Source organism: Nocardioides sp. P4_G10 (genome assembly GCF_056401175.1).
Map to the genome: position 1 here is coordinate 18837 of NZ_JBFUJV010000033.1, position 16076 is coordinate 34912.

The 16076-nt window shown below is 72.4% G+C and carries 17 protein-coding genes; 9 read left to right on the forward strand and 8 right to left on the reverse strand.

What is annotated here, in order from left to right:
• Window positions 1-11 precede the first annotated feature (11 nt).
• Window positions 12-1409 (reverse strand): DEAD/DEAH box helicase, encoded by a 1398-nt coding sequence (locus tag AC1DP1_RS22060; protein WP_477508660.1) that lies wholly within the window; start codon window positions 1407-1409, stop codon window positions 12-14.
• Window positions 1410-1564: 155 nt separating this feature from the next.
• Between AC1DP1_RS22060 and AC1DP1_RS22065 the strand changes: the two genes are divergently transcribed.
• Entirely contained in the window at window positions 1565-2239 is a 675-nt protein-coding gene (locus AC1DP1_RS22065) for a ferritin-like fold-containing protein (RefSeq protein WP_457191592.1), read from the forward strand.
• A 70-nt stretch (window positions 2240-2309) separates the two neighbouring features.
• On the opposite strand, the gene AC1DP1_RS22070 is transcribed toward AC1DP1_RS22065, so the two are convergent.
• The 4 genes from AC1DP1_RS22070 to AC1DP1_RS22085 form a co-directional block, all read right to left on the reverse strand.
• On the reverse strand, window positions 2310-2594 hold the full coding sequence (locus tag AC1DP1_RS22070; protein WP_477508661.1) for a GlsB/YeaQ/YmgE family stress response membrane protein: 285 nt from the start codon (window positions 2592-2594) through the stop codon (window positions 2310-2312).
• A gap of 143 nt (window positions 2595-2737) precedes the next feature.
• On the reverse strand, window positions 2738-2956 hold the full coding sequence (locus AC1DP1_RS22075; RefSeq protein WP_477508662.1) for a DUF3107 domain-containing protein: 219 nt from the start codon (window positions 2954-2956) through the stop codon (window positions 2738-2740).
• Between the two features lie 75 nt (window positions 2957-3031).
• A complete protein-coding gene (locus tag AC1DP1_RS22080) occupies window positions 3032-3619 on the reverse strand; it encodes a TetR/AcrR family transcriptional regulator (protein WP_300051936.1) in 588 nt (195 codons plus the stop codon).
• A gap of 219 nt (window positions 3620-3838) precedes the next feature.
• A complete protein-coding gene (locus tag AC1DP1_RS22085; protein WP_477508663.1) occupies window positions 3839-6118 on the reverse strand; it encodes an immune inhibitor A domain-containing protein in 2280 nt (759 codons plus the stop codon).
• 282 nt (window positions 6119-6400) lie between these two features.
• On the opposite strand from AC1DP1_RS22085, the gene moeZ reads away from it, so the two are divergent.
• From moeZ to AC1DP1_RS22125, 8 genes are read left to right on the forward strand one after another with little or no spacing between them, the layout of a single operon-like run.
• Entirely contained in the window at window positions 6401-7600 is a 1200-nt protein-coding gene (gene moeZ, locus AC1DP1_RS22090) for an adenylyltransferase/sulfurtransferase MoeZ (RefSeq protein ID WP_457191584.1), read from the forward strand.
• Window positions 7601-7642: 42 nt separating this feature from the next.
• Window positions 7643-8440, forward strand: a complete 798-nt coding sequence (locus AC1DP1_RS22095; RefSeq protein WP_477508664.1) for a DUF4129 domain-containing protein — start codon at window positions 7643-7645, stop codon at window positions 8438-8440.
• Window positions 8437-8862: a hypothetical protein gene (locus AC1DP1_RS22100; RefSeq protein WP_477508665.1), complete on the forward strand. Its 426-nt coding sequence runs from the start codon at window positions 8437-8439 to the stop codon at window positions 8860-8862. The genes AC1DP1_RS22095 and AC1DP1_RS22100 overlap by 4 nt, the downstream gene beginning before the upstream one ends.
• Entirely contained in the window at window positions 8859-9884 is a 1026-nt protein-coding gene (locus AC1DP1_RS22105) for an AAA family ATPase (RefSeq protein ID WP_477508666.1), read from the forward strand. The genes AC1DP1_RS22100 and AC1DP1_RS22105 overlap by 4 nt, the downstream gene beginning before the upstream one ends.
• Complete coding sequence (locus AC1DP1_RS22110; protein ID WP_477508667.1) at window positions 9881-11161, forward strand: DUF58 domain-containing protein; 1281 nt, start codon at window positions 9881-9883, stop codon at window positions 11159-11161. Before AC1DP1_RS22105 ends, AC1DP1_RS22110 begins: the two co-directional genes overlap by 4 nt.
• Window positions 11162-11181: 20 nt before the next feature.
• A complete protein-coding gene (locus tag AC1DP1_RS22115) occupies window positions 11182-11667 on the forward strand; it encodes a hypothetical protein (RefSeq protein ID WP_477508668.1) in 486 nt (161 codons plus the stop codon).
• A complete protein-coding gene (locus AC1DP1_RS22120) occupies window positions 11664-11996 on the forward strand; it encodes an MGMT family protein (RefSeq protein WP_191194974.1) in 333 nt (110 codons plus the stop codon). Before AC1DP1_RS22115 ends, AC1DP1_RS22120 begins: the two co-directional genes overlap by 4 nt.
• A gap of 5 nt (window positions 11997-12001) precedes the next feature.
• The gene (locus AC1DP1_RS22125) at window positions 12002-12679 is read left to right on the forward strand and encodes a lysophospholipid acyltransferase family protein (protein ID WP_477508669.1); all 678 of its coding nucleotides are present in this window, start codon (window positions 12002-12004) and stop codon (window positions 12677-12679) included.
• Between the two features lie 78 nt (window positions 12680-12757).
• On the opposite strand, the gene AC1DP1_RS22130 is transcribed toward AC1DP1_RS22125, so the two are convergent.
• The 3 genes from AC1DP1_RS22130 to AC1DP1_RS22140 all read right to left on the reverse strand — a co-directional run.
• On the reverse strand, window positions 12758-14158 hold the full coding sequence (locus AC1DP1_RS22130; protein WP_477508670.1) for a YlbE family protein: 1401 nt from the start codon (window positions 14156-14158) through the stop codon (window positions 12758-12760).
• Window positions 14155-15651 (reverse strand): FdrA family protein, encoded by a 1497-nt coding sequence (locus AC1DP1_RS22135; protein ID WP_477508671.1) that lies wholly within the window; start codon window positions 15649-15651, stop codon window positions 14155-14157. Before AC1DP1_RS22135 ends, AC1DP1_RS22130 begins: the two co-directional genes overlap by 4 nt.
• Window positions 15648-16076, reverse strand: a 429-nt coding sequence (locus AC1DP1_RS22140; RefSeq protein WP_477508672.1) for an oxamate carbamoyltransferase subunit AllH family protein, incomplete at its 5' end; no start/stop codon positions are given. The genes AC1DP1_RS22135 and AC1DP1_RS22140, both read right to left, overlap by 4 nt.

The window sequence follows — 16076 nt, forward strand, 5'->3', positions numbered from 1 at the left end:
GAGGCCGGAGATCAGGCCTTGGGGGCCTCGACCGACTCGCCACCGCGGGTGCGACGGCGGTTGCGGTTGCGGCGGCGGGGTGCGTCACCGGACTTCTCCGGGGAGCCGGCGTCGGAGCCGCTGCGGCCCGAACCCGAACCCGAACCCGAGCCCGAACGCCGCTCGCGCGGCGCGCGCTCCTTCTTCTCGACCGGGGCGGGGTCGACGATGCGGCCCTTCGTGCCGGCCGGGATGCCCTGGTCGTGGAAGAGGTGCTCGGAGGTCGAGTACGTCTCCTGCGGCACGTCGAAGGGCAGGTCGAGCGTCTTGTTGATCATCTTCCAGCGGTGCAGGTCGGCCCAGTCGACGAAGGTGATCGCCGTGCCGGTGGCCCCGGCGCGACCGGTGCGACCGATGCGGTGCACGTAGGTCTTGTCGTCCTCGGGGCAGGTGTAGTTGATGACGTGCGAGACGCCGCGGACGTCGATGCCGCGGGCCGCGACGTCGGTGGCGACCAGGACGCGGATCTTGTCCTCGCGGAACTTGGCGAGTGCCTTCTCACGCGCGACCTGGGCCATGTCTCCGTGGAGCGGGGAGGCCAGGAAGCCGCGCTCGGCGAGGTCGTCGGCCACGCGCTGCGCCTGGCGCTTGGTGCGGGTGAAGACGATGATCTTCTCGGCGTCCTCGGCCTGCAGGACCCGGCCGATGATCTCCGGCTTGTCGAGGTCGTGGGCCTGGTAGATGAACTGCGCGGTGGCCGGGACCATCGTGGTGTCGTACGACGACTCGGCACGGATGTTCATCGGGTGCCGCATGTGGATGCGGGCCAGCGAGACGATGGCGGCCGGCATGGTCGCCGAGAACAGCATCGTCTGGCGGGTCTCGGGCGTCTTCGAGATCAGCGTGATGACGTCGGGCAGGAAGCCGAGGTCGAGCATCTCGTCGGCCTCGTCGAGGACCAGCGCGTGGACGTGCGAGAGGTCGAGCGAGCGACGGTTGGCCAGGTCGATGAGCCGGCCCGGCGTGCCGACGACGATGTCGACACCGGACTCGAGCGCCTCGAGCTGGGCGTCGTAGCCGACGCCGCCGTAGACGGTGAGGACGCGGAGGCCGAGGTCCTTGCTGGCCAGGTGCAGGTCGTTGGAGACCTGCAGGGCGAGCTCGCGGGTCGGCGCGACGATGAGGGCCTGCGGCTTGCCCTGCGGCATGTCGGCGTAGGCCGGGTCCTTGGGGGCGACGCTGCGCTGCAGGACCGGGATGCCGAAGGCGAGCGTCTTGCCGGTGCCCGTGCGGGCCTGGCCGATGAGGTCGGTGCCCATCAGGGCGACCGAGAGGGTCATCTCCTGGATGGCGAAGGGGGTGGTGATGCCGGCGCGGTCGAGCGCGTCGCAGATGTCGGGCAGCACGCCCAGTTCACGGAAGGTGGTCACGAGATGGTGTCTCTCTGCTGAGTCGGATGTCCCACGTATGCGGTCAGCCCACTCGAGAGGCCCTTGGCGGGCGAGTGCCGACCGCGCACATACAGGCGGCCACCGGCAGATAGTCGGCGGCTCGGTCACCATGATGCTATCGCTAGGCTGCGAACATGACGGAATCGCCCGATGAGGACTACCGACGCGCCGCAGTCGACCTCCTCGGAGCCATCGCCTACGGCGAGCTGTCGGCCTTCGAGCGCCTCGTCGAGGACGGCAAGATGGCGCCCGGGATCGACGACAAGATCGCGATCGGCGCGATGGCCACCGCCGAGTTCGGGCACCTGCAGAAGCTCGTCGAGCGGCTCGAGCAGCTCGGTGCCGACCCGGCCGAGGCGATGCAGGCCTTCCGGGACAGCTTCGACAGCTTCCACGCGCACACCGCGCCCTCCGACTACTACGAGGGCCTGATCAAGGCCTACGTCGGCGACGGGCTCGCCGCCGACTTCTACCGCGAGATCGCCGCCTACCTCGACCCGGAGACCCGCGAGGTCATCATCAGCTCGCTGCAGGACACGGGACAGACGGCGTTCATCGTCGAGCGGGTCCGCGCCGGCATCGCCGAGGACCACCGGCTCGGCGGCCGGCTGGCCCTGTGGGGGCGACGGCTGATGGGCGAGGCCCTCACCCAGGCGCAGCGCGTCGCGGGCGACCGTGACTCCCTCACCGCGCTGCTGGCCGGGGGAGTGGACCGCCCGGGTCTCGACCTGGCAGCGCTGGGCCGGATGTTCACCCGGCTGACCGAGCTGCACACCGACCGGATGGCCCGGCTCGGCCTGGAGGCCTGAGCCACCGCCGCAGACGCGACGAGGCCCCGCATCCGTCGGATGCGGGGCCTCGTGCGGTGGTGCGTGCGGGTCAGACCCGCGTGCGGGACCCGGTGTTGCGGCCGGTGACCGTCGAGGCGATCACGACCAGGACTGCCGCGGTCACGATCGCGACGAACCAGCGGACCCAGTCGATGCCGCGCGAGCCGTCACCACCGAACAGCGAGTAGATCCAGTAGCCGAGCAGCACGCCGCCGATGCCGCACAGGATCGTGAGCCAGATCGGGATGTTGTCCTTGTCGCCCGGTGCGACGAGCTTGCCGAGCAGTCCGATGATCGCGCCGACGATGATGAGGACGATGAGATCTACGACCATGATGGGCCACCTTTCTTTGCCACGAGCTCGTGACGGGAGTGCCGACAGTGTGTGCCGGCGTCCCATCATGTTCCCCGAAGGGGGTCGGATCAATCACCACGCCGCCCGGAGGGATGGGGTGTCTCACCCCCACCGGTGAAGCGTCAGCGGAAACCGACGGTGCTCGAGCTCGGCGACCCCAGCTCGATGTAGGCGATCTTGTCGGCCGGCACGACGACCGAGCGGCCCTTCGTGTCGGCCAGGCGCAGCACGCCGTTGGCGGACAGCGCCTCGGTCAGCCGCGCCTCGATGTCCTCGGGCGTGCTGTCGGTGTCGAGCACCAGCTCGCGCTGCGCGTGCTGCACGCCGATCTTGACCTCCACGATGTTGCTCCTCAGCTCAGGGGTGTTGGGTGACGTCTTGATGATGCCGGGTGGGTGGTCGGGTCAGTGGTCCGGTCAGTGGTCGTCGGTCATCGGGTAGCCCCGGATGCCGCGCCAGGCCAGCCCGGCGATCAGGGCGGCCGCGTCGTCCTGGGTGATCTGGCCGCCGCCCGCGAGCCAGAACCGCGCGGACACCTGTGCCATTCCCACCAGCGACACCGCCAGCAGCTCCGAGGCCTCGTCGGCCAGGCCGGTGTCGGTGCGGATCACGTCGGCGATCATGGACGCGCACTCGGTGGTGACCCGGTCCACGCGCTCGCGCACGTCGGGCTCGCTCGTCAGGTCGGACTCGAAGACCAGCCGGAACGCGCCCTCCTCGGACGCGACGTAGCTGTAGAACACCTTCATCGTCGCCGCGACGCGGTCCCTGTTGTCGGTGGTGGAGGCAAGTGCCTCGCGGCAGTTGTCGATGATCAGGTCGCACGAGGTGTCGAGCAGCGCGAGGTAGAGGTCGAGCTTGCCGGGGAAGTGCTGGTAGAGCACCGGCTTGGACACCCCGGCCCGGTCGGCGATGTCGTCCATCGCGGCAGCGTGGTAGCCCTGCGCCACGAACACCTCGAGCGCGGACTCGAGCAGCTGCACGCGACGCTCGCGCCGCGGCATCCGGCCGCCGCGCGGTCGGGGGTTGACGCCGTCGGACGTGGTGTCGGTGCTGCCTGCGGTCACGTCGTGCTCCTGCTTGCCGGGGGTGTTGCCGAGTGGCGATGGGCCGTGCGGCTGGAAGGTACTGCCGGGTAGGCCACGGCGAGCCTATCGGCAGCCGGACGTGCGAGGAGGGACCCCGGGTGTCCCGGGGCCCCTCCTCGCGTGTCGTGGTGTCGCTCAGTAGGTGACGTCGACGAGCATGTTGCGGCTGGTGCCGTCCACGCTCTTGACGGTGGCCTTCACGCCCTCCCCGGCGACCTTCACCGAGTTCTGCGGGTTGTTGGCCTCGTCGTAGTACGTCGACACCAGCGTGTCGTCGAAGGTCGCCTGCTGCGGGACACCGCCCGAGCAGGTCTCCAGCGTCGTGTAGCCGGCGGCGTTGTCGGCGGCCACCTGCTTGTGCAGGCACGTCCGGTCGATGACGTCGAGGCCGAAGGTGGCGTCGAACGGCTCACGCCGGTTGGTCGGGCTCGTGCCGTCGCCGTACGTGAACGAGTTCGGCGTCGCGTCGACCGGCAGGGCGTACCCGGAGCCCGGGTGCACCGAGGTGTTGTTGTCGGCCGCGGTCGGGTCGACGAGCCACACGAGCATGCCGTCCTGGAACCTGAAGAACTCCACCCAGTTGGGCCGGGTGACGGCCTCGGAGAAGTTGTACGGGCCCTGCGCCAGGGTGGCGTCGTAGCCGACGTACTGCCGGTTCTCGATGAGGTAGTAACGGTTGTCGGTCACCGTCTCCGTGCCGGTCGAGCGCTTCCAGCCCTTGGCGACCCACGCCGGCGTCGCCTCGGTCTCGACGTCGTCGGTGAACGTCGTCTTGTCGGCCTTGACGACGATGTTGTCCAGGAAGGCGCCCGTCTCGTTCACGCCGCCGTCCGTGGCGTAGCGGAACCGGAACTTCGAGGCCTTGCCGCCCGGCTTGTAGGAGAAGCGGAGGCCGCCCCAACGCGCCTTGTCGCCGGTGAGCGGCTGCCCGACGGTCGTCCAGGTGTCGCCGTTGTCGACGGAGTACTGGCCGTAGAGGAAGTCGTAGCCCTTCTCGATCTGGTACCAGGCGTCGGCCGTGACGGTGACGGAGCTTGCCTTCGGCACGTCACGGGTCAGCGTGTTGCGCAGGTCGTCGCCGCGGCCGGACCACCAGGCGTAGTCACCACCGGGGATGTCGACCTGGGCCTGGGTGGTGGTGACGTCCTTGAGGTTCACCTTGACGGCCTGGTAGGCGCCGTCGACCTGCTTCTCCGACGGGCTGAGCGTGATGCCCTGCGTGCCGGCGCCCTTGTTCACCTCGGCGTACTTCAGCCAGCCGAGGAAGAGCTTCTCCTCCGGGCCGAAGCTGCCGGGCTGGGTGCCGATGCCCTCGTCGGCGCCACCGTGGCCGAGCCAGGAGCCCGAGGACATGGTGGTCCAGAACGAGGTGCCGTTGTCGCCACCGTTGGTGTCGTAGAAGTCGGGCAGGCCGAGGTCGTGGCCGTACTCGTGCGCGAAGACGCCGAGGCCGCCGTTCTCGGGCTCGACCGTGTAGTCACCGATGAAGTAGCTCGAGCTGCCGATCCGCGCGCCGCCGTTGAGGTTGGGCTTGCCCGCGACGACCGGGCCGTCGGAGCCGGCGGTGGTCGGGTTGACGTACCAGCGGTGCGACCAGATGGCGTCGGGGTCGGCGCCGGCCTCCTCGCCCTCGCCGGCGTGGACGGCCTGGAAGTGGTCGATGTAGCCGTCGGGCTCGTCGAAGTCGCCGTCCTCGTCGAAGTCGTAGCGGTCCCACTCGTCGAACTGCGACAGGTAGGCGTCGAGGTCGGCAGTCGACTTGCCGGACGTGGTGGCCCAGGCGTCGACCGTGTCGTTGATGAAGGCCCACGACCCGCCGTCGTCCTCGACCGCGTTGTCGCCGTACGTCGACGCGTTGCCCGGCACGGTGACCCAGTCCTCGGTGGTCACGTCGACGCTGTACTTGCCGCTGGACTGGGCGGTGTAGAAGTTCGCCATCGACTCGCCGGGACCGTTGAACAGGTCGTCGTAGTAGGCCTTGTCGTAGGACGGCTCCCAGGTGGTGGAGTTGTCCTTCGAGCGGTCGGGCTTCGGGATCGCGTTGTGCAGTGGGCCGGGGGCGAGGCCGAGCTTCTTCGACCCCTGGGTGCCGAACTCCGACAGGACCGTCCAGATCTTGTCCGTGCCGGTCTCACCGAGCTCGACGAACTCGCCGTCGGTCACCTCGACGACCTGGCTGCCGTCGCTCAGGGTGCGAGCCTTGGCGGAGCCGTTCTCGACCATCGCGCGGGCCTTCGCCTTGAGGCGCGCCTGCTTCCTGATCTGGGGGGAGGTGCGGTTGTCGGGCTTGGCGCGGGCCTGGTCGGACGACGCCGGGGCGCCGTCGGAGGGGACTGCTGCTGCGGGGAGGGCGGCGAGGCCGAGGGCCAGGCACGCCGTACCGGCCATCAGGCCGGGCAGGGTTGTCTTCTTCACAGGGAGTTCTCCGTGTTCCGAGAGTGGGGGGATGGTGGTGCATGACCCGTACGGGCCACCCGGAGGTGGTCAGATCGAGTCACCAACCGGTCACTCCACCGCAGGGAGCGCCCGGTGGCAAGGAAAATCTTCTGAATCCACCCCGGAGGCCGAAGATGCTGCGGTGCCGGCAGCCGGCCGGCCCGCGTCCGCATCGCGGGACCGGTGAAGGGCATGTGGGGCCCGCGGGGAACATGGGAGTCGTCGGTGCTGTTGCACCGACACCCGAGTCGAGGAGAAGACGTGTCGTTCCCTGCACTTGTCGAGCCCGCAGCCGAGCTCAGCACCGACGAGGTGCGCCGCTACAGCCGCCACCTGATCATCCCCGACGTGGGGATGGCCGGGCAGAAGCGGCTGAAGAACGCCAAGGTGCTCGTCATCGGCGCCGGCGGCCTGGGCTCGCCCGCCCTGCTCTACCTGGCCGCGGCCGGCGTCGGCACGCTCGGCATCGCGGAGTTCGACGAGGTCGACGAGTCCAACCTCCAGCGCCAGATCATCCACGGCATGTCCGACATCGGTCGCCCCAAGGCCGAGTCCGCCAAGGAGTCGATCGCCGAGGTCAACCCCTACGTCGAGGTCATCGTGCACAACGAGCGCCTCGACAACGACAACGTGCTGCAGGTCTTCGAGGGCTACGACCTCATCGTCGACGGCACCGACAACTTCGCGACCCGCTACATGGTCAACGACGCCGCCTACTTCCTGAAGATCCCCTACGTCTGGGGCTCGATCTACCGCTTCGACGGCCAGGCGTCCGTCTTCGCGCCGACCCTCGCCGACGACGCCCCCTGCTACCGCTGCCTCTACCCCGAGCCCCCGCCGCCGGGCATGGTCCCCAGCTGCGCCGAGGGCGGCGTGCTCGGCGTGCTGTGCGCCAGCATCGGCTCGATCCAGGTCAACGAGGCGATCAAGCTGATCACCGGCATCGGTGACCCGGCCATCGGCAAGCTCGTCATCTACGACGCCCTCGAGCTGGAGTGGCGCAAGCTCAAGGTCCGCAAGGACCCGAGCTGCGCCCTCTGCGGTGACAACGCGACGGTCACCGGTCTCATCGACTACGACGCCTTCTGCGGCGCCGTCTCCGACGAGGCCGCCGAGGCCGCCGCCGGCTCGACGATCTCGGTCACCCAGCTCGAGGTGATGCTCAAGGAGCGCGAGGAGGGCACCCGCGACTTCGAGCTCATCGACGTCCGTGAGCCCAACGAGTTCGAGATCAACCGCATCCCGGGCGCCAAGCTGATCCCGAAGGGCGAGTTCCTCAACGGCAACGCCCTCGGCGACCTGCCCAGCGACAAGCCGATCGTCCTGCACTGCAAGTCGGGCGTCCGGTCCGCCGAGGTGCTCGCGATCGTCAAGGGCGCCGGCTACGCCGACGCCGTGCACGTGGGCGGCGGCGTCGTGGCGTGGGTCAGCCAGGTCGACCCGAGCCAGCCGGCCTACTGACGCGCCCTCGCATGGCGCGACCCCGTCACCTAGGGTCGCGCCATGCGTGCGTTCGGGGAGTGGCCGCCGGGCCTGCGCGCCGTGCTGGCCGTGGCCGCGTCGTGCCTGCTCATGGTCCTGGTCGCCTGGGCCACGCTGATCGGTCCGGACGAGGTGTTCACCGGTGCGGGGCGGGTGCAGGCCCCGACCACCACGACGGAGACGTGCATCCCGCTGCCGGTGGCCACGGCCGCCGATGGCTCGACGACCGTCGAGATCCCGGATGACTTCGCCGCCCGCAACTACTGCGAGCCGCCGCCGGGCTTCGGCGGTGACGACTCGGGGGACGTGACCGAGAAGGCGCCGCCGCTGTGGATGGGGGTGCTCACCGGTCTCCTGCTCGCCGCGGCAGCAGCGGGTGGTCTGGCGGTCCTGGTGTGGCTCGCTGCCATGGTCATCCGGGAGGTCCGGGCGCGCCGCCTCCGCGAAGGGGAGCGCGCGGTGGTCGGGTTCACCGTGCTCGACGAGCCGGTCCGGGTGGCTCGACAGGTGGCCGCCGACGCCGAGGAGCAGGAGACGCTGCTGCGCGAGGGAGACCCGCGCAACGCCATCGTGGCCGCCTGGCACCACTTCGAGGTCCAGGGCGAGCGAGCGGGGGTGGCCCGGCGGGCCTCGGAGACGTCGTCGGAGTACGGCCTGCGCATCCTGGACCTCGCCGCGGCCGACAACGGCTCGGTGAACCGCCTCGCCGAGCTCTACCGGGAGGCCCGGTTCTCCGACCACCCCGTCACCGAGGAGCACCGCGCACGGGCCCTCGCCGCCCTTGCCGACATCCGGCACAGCCTGGGGGTGGGGGCATGACCTCGCTCTCCGACCGCCTGACCGGGCGGGTCGCCAAGGGGGTCGGCCTGGCCGTGGCGGGGTTCGTCGCCGCGGTCCTGTTCGACATGGAGCCCCAGCCCCTGCCGTACGTCGTCTGGTCGGTGGTCGTGCTGACCACGGCGTACCTCGTCATCGACACCCTCGACGTCCCCACCGCGGAGTGGCTGGAGGGGCCGCCGGCGACGGACCGGGTGGACGAGGCCTCCTCCGACCTCCGCGTGCTCTCCAGCCACGTGCAGTCCGACCAGCCGTCCACCGCGCTGGCCCACCGGCTCGTGGCGCTCGCCCGCGCCCGCGACCCCGACCTCGGCGCGACCGTCCGGCGCGAGCTCGCCGACACCCGCAGGCTCTCGCCTGCCGACATCGACCGCATCCTGACCCGAATCGAGGACGTCCCGTGAGCGACGCTGACCACCCCAGCACCGAGCGGCCAGAGCCCGCAGAGTCCCTCGAGCCGGCGCAGGTCGCCGCGTTCGCCGACCGCGTCCTCGACGAGGTGGCCCGCGCCGTCGTGGGGAAGCGCGAGGTGCTCTCGCTGGTGCTGGCCGGCATCCTGGCGAAGGGACACGTGCTGCTCGAGGACTTCCCGGGCCTGGGCAAGACGCTGGCGGCGCGTTCCTTCGCGGGTGCCCTGGGCCTGGACTTCTCCCGCGCGCAGTTCACCCCGGACCTGCTCCCGGCCGACCTCACCGGGTCCTACGTCTACGACCAGCGCCGGGCGGAGTTCGACTTCCGTCCTGGACCGGTCTTCGCCGGGCTGCTGCTCGCCGACGAGGTCAACCGGACCCCGCCGAAGACGCAGGCAGCGCTCCTCGAGGCGATGCAGGAAGGCCAGGTCACGGTCGAGGGGAGGACCCACCCGCTGCCGAGCCCGTTCCACGTCCTCGCCACCGCCAACCCGGTGGAGTACGAGGGCACCTACCCGCTGCCCGAGGCGCAGCTCGACCGCTTCCTGCTCCGCGTCGCCTTCGGGTACCCCACCGCCGGCGAGGAGCACGACGTCCTGCGCCGCCGCCTCGACCGGCAGCGCGAGGAGGTCGACATCGCCCGGGTCACCGACGCCGCCGGGCTGGCCGCCGCGCAGGCCGCGGTCGAGCAGGTGGTCGTGGACGAGTCCGTGGCGCGCTACTGCGTGGACCTCGTCGCGGCGACCCGTTCCCACCCCGACGTCCTCACCGGCGCCTCGCCGCGCGGCAGCCTGGGCCTGGTGCTGACCGCCCGGGCGTGGGCGGCGATCCGGGGACGCGACTTCGTCGTCCCCGAGGACGTGAAGGTCGTCGCCCGGGCCGTGCTGGCGCACCGGATCACGGTCAAGCCCGACCTCTGGATGACGGAGGCGTCCGGCTCGCGGGTCGTCGACTCCGTCCTGGCCTCGGTCGAGACGCCGCGCACGCTGGAGGCGCTCGGGGGCGGCCGCCCGTGACCTCCTGGCGGCCGACGCCGGCGCTCGTGCGCGCCTGCCTGCTCGGGCTCGGCGGCGTGAGCCTCGGGATCGTGCTCGGCCAGGAGGTGCTGGCCGTGCTGTGCGCCCCGTTCGTGGTCCTCGCCGCGACCGGGCTCGCCGGCCGCCCCCGCCGGAGGCCGCAGATCGCCGCCCGCCTCGACCACCGCAGCCTGCACGAGGGGCAGGGCGCGACATCCCGCCTCCACGTCGATGACCTCGACGGGGTCGAGCACCTCACCCGGGTCGCCGCCCGTGCGGCCCACGTCGCCAGCGCCCCGACGTACGGCACGGTCGGCTCCCTCGTCGACGAGGGACTGCCGACGCTCGGCTTCAGCCCGCGTCGCTGGGGTCGCCGCGCCGTGGGCGCCGAGCGCGTCGCGCTGACCAGCGCGTGGGCGGGCTGGCGCTGGGGTCCGGTGCACCTCCCCGAGACCAGCCTGGTCGTGCTGCCCAGGAGGGCGCCGTACGACACCCGGGCCGAGGTGCCGCAGCCCGACGGCCTCGTCGGCCGGCACCGGTCGCGGCGGGTGGGCAGCGGCACCGAGTTCGAAGGGATCCGACCCTTCGCCACCGGCGACCGCCTGAAGCGGATCAACTGGCCGGTCTCGCTCCGGACCGGCGAGCTGCACGTCGTCACCACGCGCGCCGAGCAGGACGCCGGGGTCTGGCTGCTCGTCGACGCCCTGCGCGACATCGGCGTCTCGGGCGGGATCGACGGCCGCGCCAGCACGCTCGACCTCACCGTGCGCGCGGCGGCCGCCCTGGCCGAGCACCACGTCCGCACCGGTGACCGGGTCGGGCTGCTCGTGGTCGCCGCCAACGGGGCGCGGGTGCCGCTCGGGTCGGGGCCCCGCCACCTGCAGCGGCTGCTCGGCACCCTCGCCCGGATCCGCACCGACGCGCGCAGCACCCCACCGGAACGCCTCGACCTCGGCACGCAGTCCGGCAGCGTGGTCCACGTCCTGTCGCCGATGCTGTTCACGCCGCTGGTCACCGCGACGGTCAGCCTCCAGCGCGGCGGGACGTCGGTCGTCGTCGTCGACACGCTCGGGGACGCCCTGACCGAACCCGGTGGCGCCGACCGGCTCGCCCTGTCGAGCCTCGCCATGCGGATGCAGAAGATCGAGCGCGACGACCGGCTACGACGCCTGGCCGCCCTTGGTGCCCCCGTGGTGCCGTGGCGCGGACCGGGCACCCTCGACACCGTCCTCCACCAGCTGTCGCGTCGCGCGCAGGTGCCCCGGGTGCGTGCCTGATGCGCGTGCTGCGTCCCGGCGTGAGCCCAGCGGTGGTCGTGCTGCGCGCGCTGCTCCTCGTGCTGCCGTGTGCCGCGCTGGCGCTCGCGCTGCCGCAGGTGCCGCACGGCCTGGTGGTCGCCGGGGTCGTGCTGTCCGCAGCGGCCTGGGCGTGGTTGCCCGACCACGCCGTCGGCGTCGTGCCGCTCGCGCTCGTCGCGGGCTGGTGGACGGTCCACGACGTCGTCGACTGGCGGCTGCTGGTGGTCGGCGTGCTGCTCGCCGCCGCGCACGTCGCCGCCACCCTGGTGTCGTACGGCCCCGCGACGCTCGCGATCGACCCGCGCCTGGCCCGGCTGTGGCTCGCCCGCGGTGGGCTGGCGCTGGTCCCGCTCCCGGTCACCTGGCTGGCCGTCCGCGGCCTCGACCCGCGACTGGCCCCGTCGTGGCTGTGGCTCCTCGCCGGGGTGACAGTGGTCGGCCTGCTGGTCGTCACCGCCCGCCTGATCCGGCCGGAGGAGCAATGACCACCGAGGAGGAGCGCGAGCTCTACGCCGAGCTGGTGCTGCAGTGCGCCGAGTCGGTCCCGCGTGGTCGCGCGACGACGTACGGCGCCATCGCCGACGTCGTCGGTGAGCGGCTCGGGCGCGGCGGTCCGCGGCTGGTCGGGTCGGTGCTGGCCGCCCACGGCGGAGGCGTGCCGTGGTGGCGGGTGGTCCGCGCGGACGGCTCGCTGCCGCCCTCGCACGGGGAGGAGGCCCGGCAGGCCTACCTCGAGGAGGCCACCCCGTTGCGGCCGAGCGGGGCCGTGGATCTGACACGGGCGTTCTGGTCGCCGCGCCTCGGGGCAGAATGACTGCCATGCTCTACACGGTCGCGCACGGAGTCATCCCCCCGCTCGCCCGTGCCGTGTGGCGCCCGGCGGTCGAGGGGCTGCACCACGTGCCCGCCACCGGACCCGTCATCGTGGCGAGCAACCACCTGTCCTTCTTCGACAGCGTCGTCATCCCGGTCGTCGTCCCCCGCAAGGTCGTCTTCCTCGCCAAGTCCGACTACTTCACCGGCACCGGGGTGAAGGGCACGCTGGTCCGCGCGTGGTTCGAGGGGCTCGGCATGCTGCCGGTCGACCGGGACGACACCAAGGCGGCGATCGCCAGCCTCGACACCGCGCTCGAGGTGCTGCGGCGCGGGGAGGCGTTCGGCATCTACCCCGAGGGCACCCGCTCGCGCGACGGCCGGCTCTACCGCGGTCGTACGGGCGTGGCGCACCTCGCCCTCACCGCCGGCTGCCCGGTCCTGCCGGTCGGCCTGCTGGGGACCGAGGAGATCCAGCCGGTCGGCGCCAGCCGCCCGCGGCTGGGCAAGGTCGACGTCACCGTGCGGGTCGGCGAGCCGATCACCGTCGCGGACGAGTACGACGGCGTGCCGAGCGGCCGGGCCCGTCGTGACCTGACCGACCGGATCATGGGTGCCATCGCGGGCCTCACCGGGCAGGAGCCGGCCGGCGTCTACAACGAGCGGCCGGCCTCCCCGGCCTGACCCGCCCGCGCGGTCGCCCCGGTGGTGGGCGGTGTGCCAGCCACATCGCCGTACCTCCGAAGGTGGCTCACGCACCGCTCAGACGGAGGGGACCTGTGCAGCGAGCGCGGCGAGCGCCTTCGGGAAGATCTCCGCGGGCGGGGTGACGAGACCGGCGCCCACCTGGCCCACGCCGGCGACCTTGCCGGCCATGCCGGTGTTGATCTGCGGCAGGATCGCGGTACGGCACACCTTGGTCACGTCGATGCCGGTGGGCGTGCCCATGAACTCCAGGACGGGCACCGTCCAGCGGGGGTTCTCCGCGAGCGTGATCTCGTGCATCCGCCGGGTGGTGGCCAGCGCGTCGGGCACGGTGCCGCCGACGAGGCGGACGATCGCCGGGGCGGTCGCCATCGCGAAGCCGCCGATGCCGGCGGTCTCGGTGATGGCGGAGTCGCCGATGTCGGCGTTGGCGTCGTCGGGGCCGTAGCTGCCGAGGAAGAGGCCCTCGGCCACCTGGGCCGGCCCGGTGAACCACTCGTCGCCGGTGCCGGAGACCTGGATGCCGAAGTCGGTGCCGTTGCGCGCCATCGCCACGACCATCGTCGATCCCGGGACGTCGCGGCCGGCGTCGAGCGCGAGCTTGCACGCGGGCATCGCCAGGTTGAGGAAGAAGTGGTCGTTGCCGCCGACGAAGCGCAGCACGTCGGCGACGTCCGAGCTGTCGAACCCGGCGTCGGACGCGCTGCTGACCATCGCGGGGGAGAGGTCGCGCAGCAGCATCAGCGTGCCGGCGCGGTTGCGGTTGTGCGCCTCGTCGCCCATCTGCAGCATCTGGGTGAGGATGCCGGTGACGTCGGTCGCCTCCTCGGTGCCGCGGACGGCGGCCTGCAGCAGGGGGCCGAGCACGTCGCCCATCCAGCGCAGCCGGGTGAGCACCTCGGGGGAGTAGGCGCCGTAGCGCAGCACCTTGCCGAGCCCTTCGTTGAGGGAGCAGTACGTCCGGCGCCCGGTCGCGCGGTCCTCGAGGACCCACATCCACATGGACGGCGTCACGACGCCGGCCATCGGGCCGACGGCGCTGCGGTGGTGGCACGGCTCGAGGCTGACCGAGCTGCCGGACGCGAAGAGCGCTGCGGCGTCCTCGGGGTCGTCGACGAGGCCCTCGAGGGCGGCGCCGCCCATGAGCGCGCCGCGCAGGGGGCCGGACGTCCGTGTCCACTCGATCGGCGGGCCCGCGTGGAGGAACTGGCCCTTCTCGAGGCCGAGCACCTCGGAGGCGGGCGCGACGTCGACGAGGTGGGCCGTTACGCCGAGCATCGCCTCGACCGCACGGCGGTTGGCGTCGGGGCGGCGGGGATCGGTGGCGACCCTCGCGAGGTCGGCCTCGGTGCCCGGCATCGGCGGACGCCAGTCGACGCGCTCGACGTCGACGGCCTGACCCGCCACGGAGTCGGCGAACATGTCCGCCCCGACGGTGACGACGGTGGGCTGGCTCATCGGGCAGCTCCTTCGATCAGCTGGATGGCGCGGCGGGTGGCGCTCGCGTTGGAGAGGTGCACCTCGGCGCCGGCGGCGACGAGGGCGTCGCGCTGGGCGTCCAGGCCCTGCGGGTCCAGGTCGGTGCCGACCAGGCTGACGACCACCGGGACCTGACGGTCCTTCCGGGCCGCCGCGATCGCCGGGGCGAGCAGGGTGGCTGGGTCGGGCTCGGCGCCGTGGCCGAGGACGAGGTCGAGCAGGATGACGCCGGTCGCGGGGTCGGCGGCGGCCCTGGCCAGCTGCTCGTTGCGCAGGGTCGGGTCGATCATGGGGTGCGCGCGTCCCTGGGTGAGCGCGTCGTCACCGAAGTCGACCATCGTGTGGTCGTCGACCAGGAGGTCGTCCCCCAGCGCGAGGTCGTCGGAGAGCGGGATGTTGCTGCGGACCGGGCCGAGGGCCGCGGACGCCATCAGCATCGACTCGTCGCAGAGCGTGCCGCCGACGAACAGCCCGCGCAGCAGGGGCCCGGTCGTGGGGCCGGTGTTGTCGGCACCATGGACCGGCCACTCCGGCGGGGTGTGACCGAGCCGCTCCAGCACGGCCTCGGCGACCGCGGTGAGGTCCCGCTGGCCGCGGCCGAGCAGCCCCAGCTCCACGGGCGTGCCCAGCGCCCCGGTCTCCTTCGTGAGTGCCTCAGCGACCTCGGGCGCCGGGGGCTTGGACACCACCACGACCAGGTCGACGTCCGGGTCGGCGTCGAGCCGGCGCAGGGCCTCGCGGGTGGCGAGCCCGCCGACGGCCGACGACAGGTCGCGACCGCCGACGCCGAGCGCGTGGCGCACCCCGACCCCGTCGACCGTCTCGCCGGCGTGGTGGAGCAGTGCGAGGAGCTGCTGGCAGCCCGTGCCGGAGGCGGCGACGATGCCGATCCGTCCGGGACGGACCGTGTTGGCGAAGCCGAGCCCGACGCCGTCGACGACCGCGGTGCCGCAGTCCGGTCCCATGACCAGCCCGCCGCGCGAGGCGGCGTACCGCTTGAGGGCGACCTCCTCGGCCACCGGCACGTTGTCGCTGAAGACCATCACGTCGCGGCCGGCCTCGAGCGCGTCCATCGCCTCGACGGTGGCGCTGGCGCCGGGCACCGAGACGAGCGCGATCGCGTCGGGAGCCGAGCGCCGCAGCGCGCTCCCGGTGGTGCGCGGCGGGGCGATCGTGGTGTCGCCGCCCGTCGGGCGGGTGGGCGTGAGGGCCGCGTCGACTGCGGCGAGGGCCGCGGACACGTCGGCGTCGGCGTCGAGGCGCAGGGCGACGACCATGTCGTTGGGGGAGGAGCCGGGGATGTCGAAGCCCATCCCCTCGAGCACCTCGAGGTTGAGGCCGGTCGCCATCGCGACCTGCGCGGCCACGACGCCGGGGGTGGCCTGCACAGCCCGGCTCACCTGCAGCAGCGTCACCGAGTCGGCGTACGCACCGCTGCGGAGCTCGACGTGGTCCTTGGTCGGCGTGGTCATGCAACCCTCCGGGATGTGGTGTGGTCCTCGATCGATGCCAGGGCGAGCCTGGCGCCGGCGAGGAGGCCGGCGCCCGAGGTGGCGCCGACGGCGAGCAGCGCGTCGGCCGTTGATMCAGTGGGATCGGCGAGCCAGTTGGCGAGCTGGGGCAGCGCCTCGCCGCGGATCGCGCAGTCGAGCAGCGTGGCGGACAGCAGCGTCGTGGCGGGGAGGCGACCTCGCAGGGCCGCGGCCAGCACGTCGTCGGGCCGGCCCAGGGCGGCGCGGGCGGTGAACCACCCGGCCAGCACGTCGTCTCCGAGCGGGGTCAGGCCCGGCCCGCGGCCGACGAGGTGGTCGAGGTCGGCTTGGGTGAGGCGGCCGTCGGCGGGGAGGACGAGGCCGTCGAGCGCGGACGTCATGGCGTCCGGTCGCCAGGGCGACCC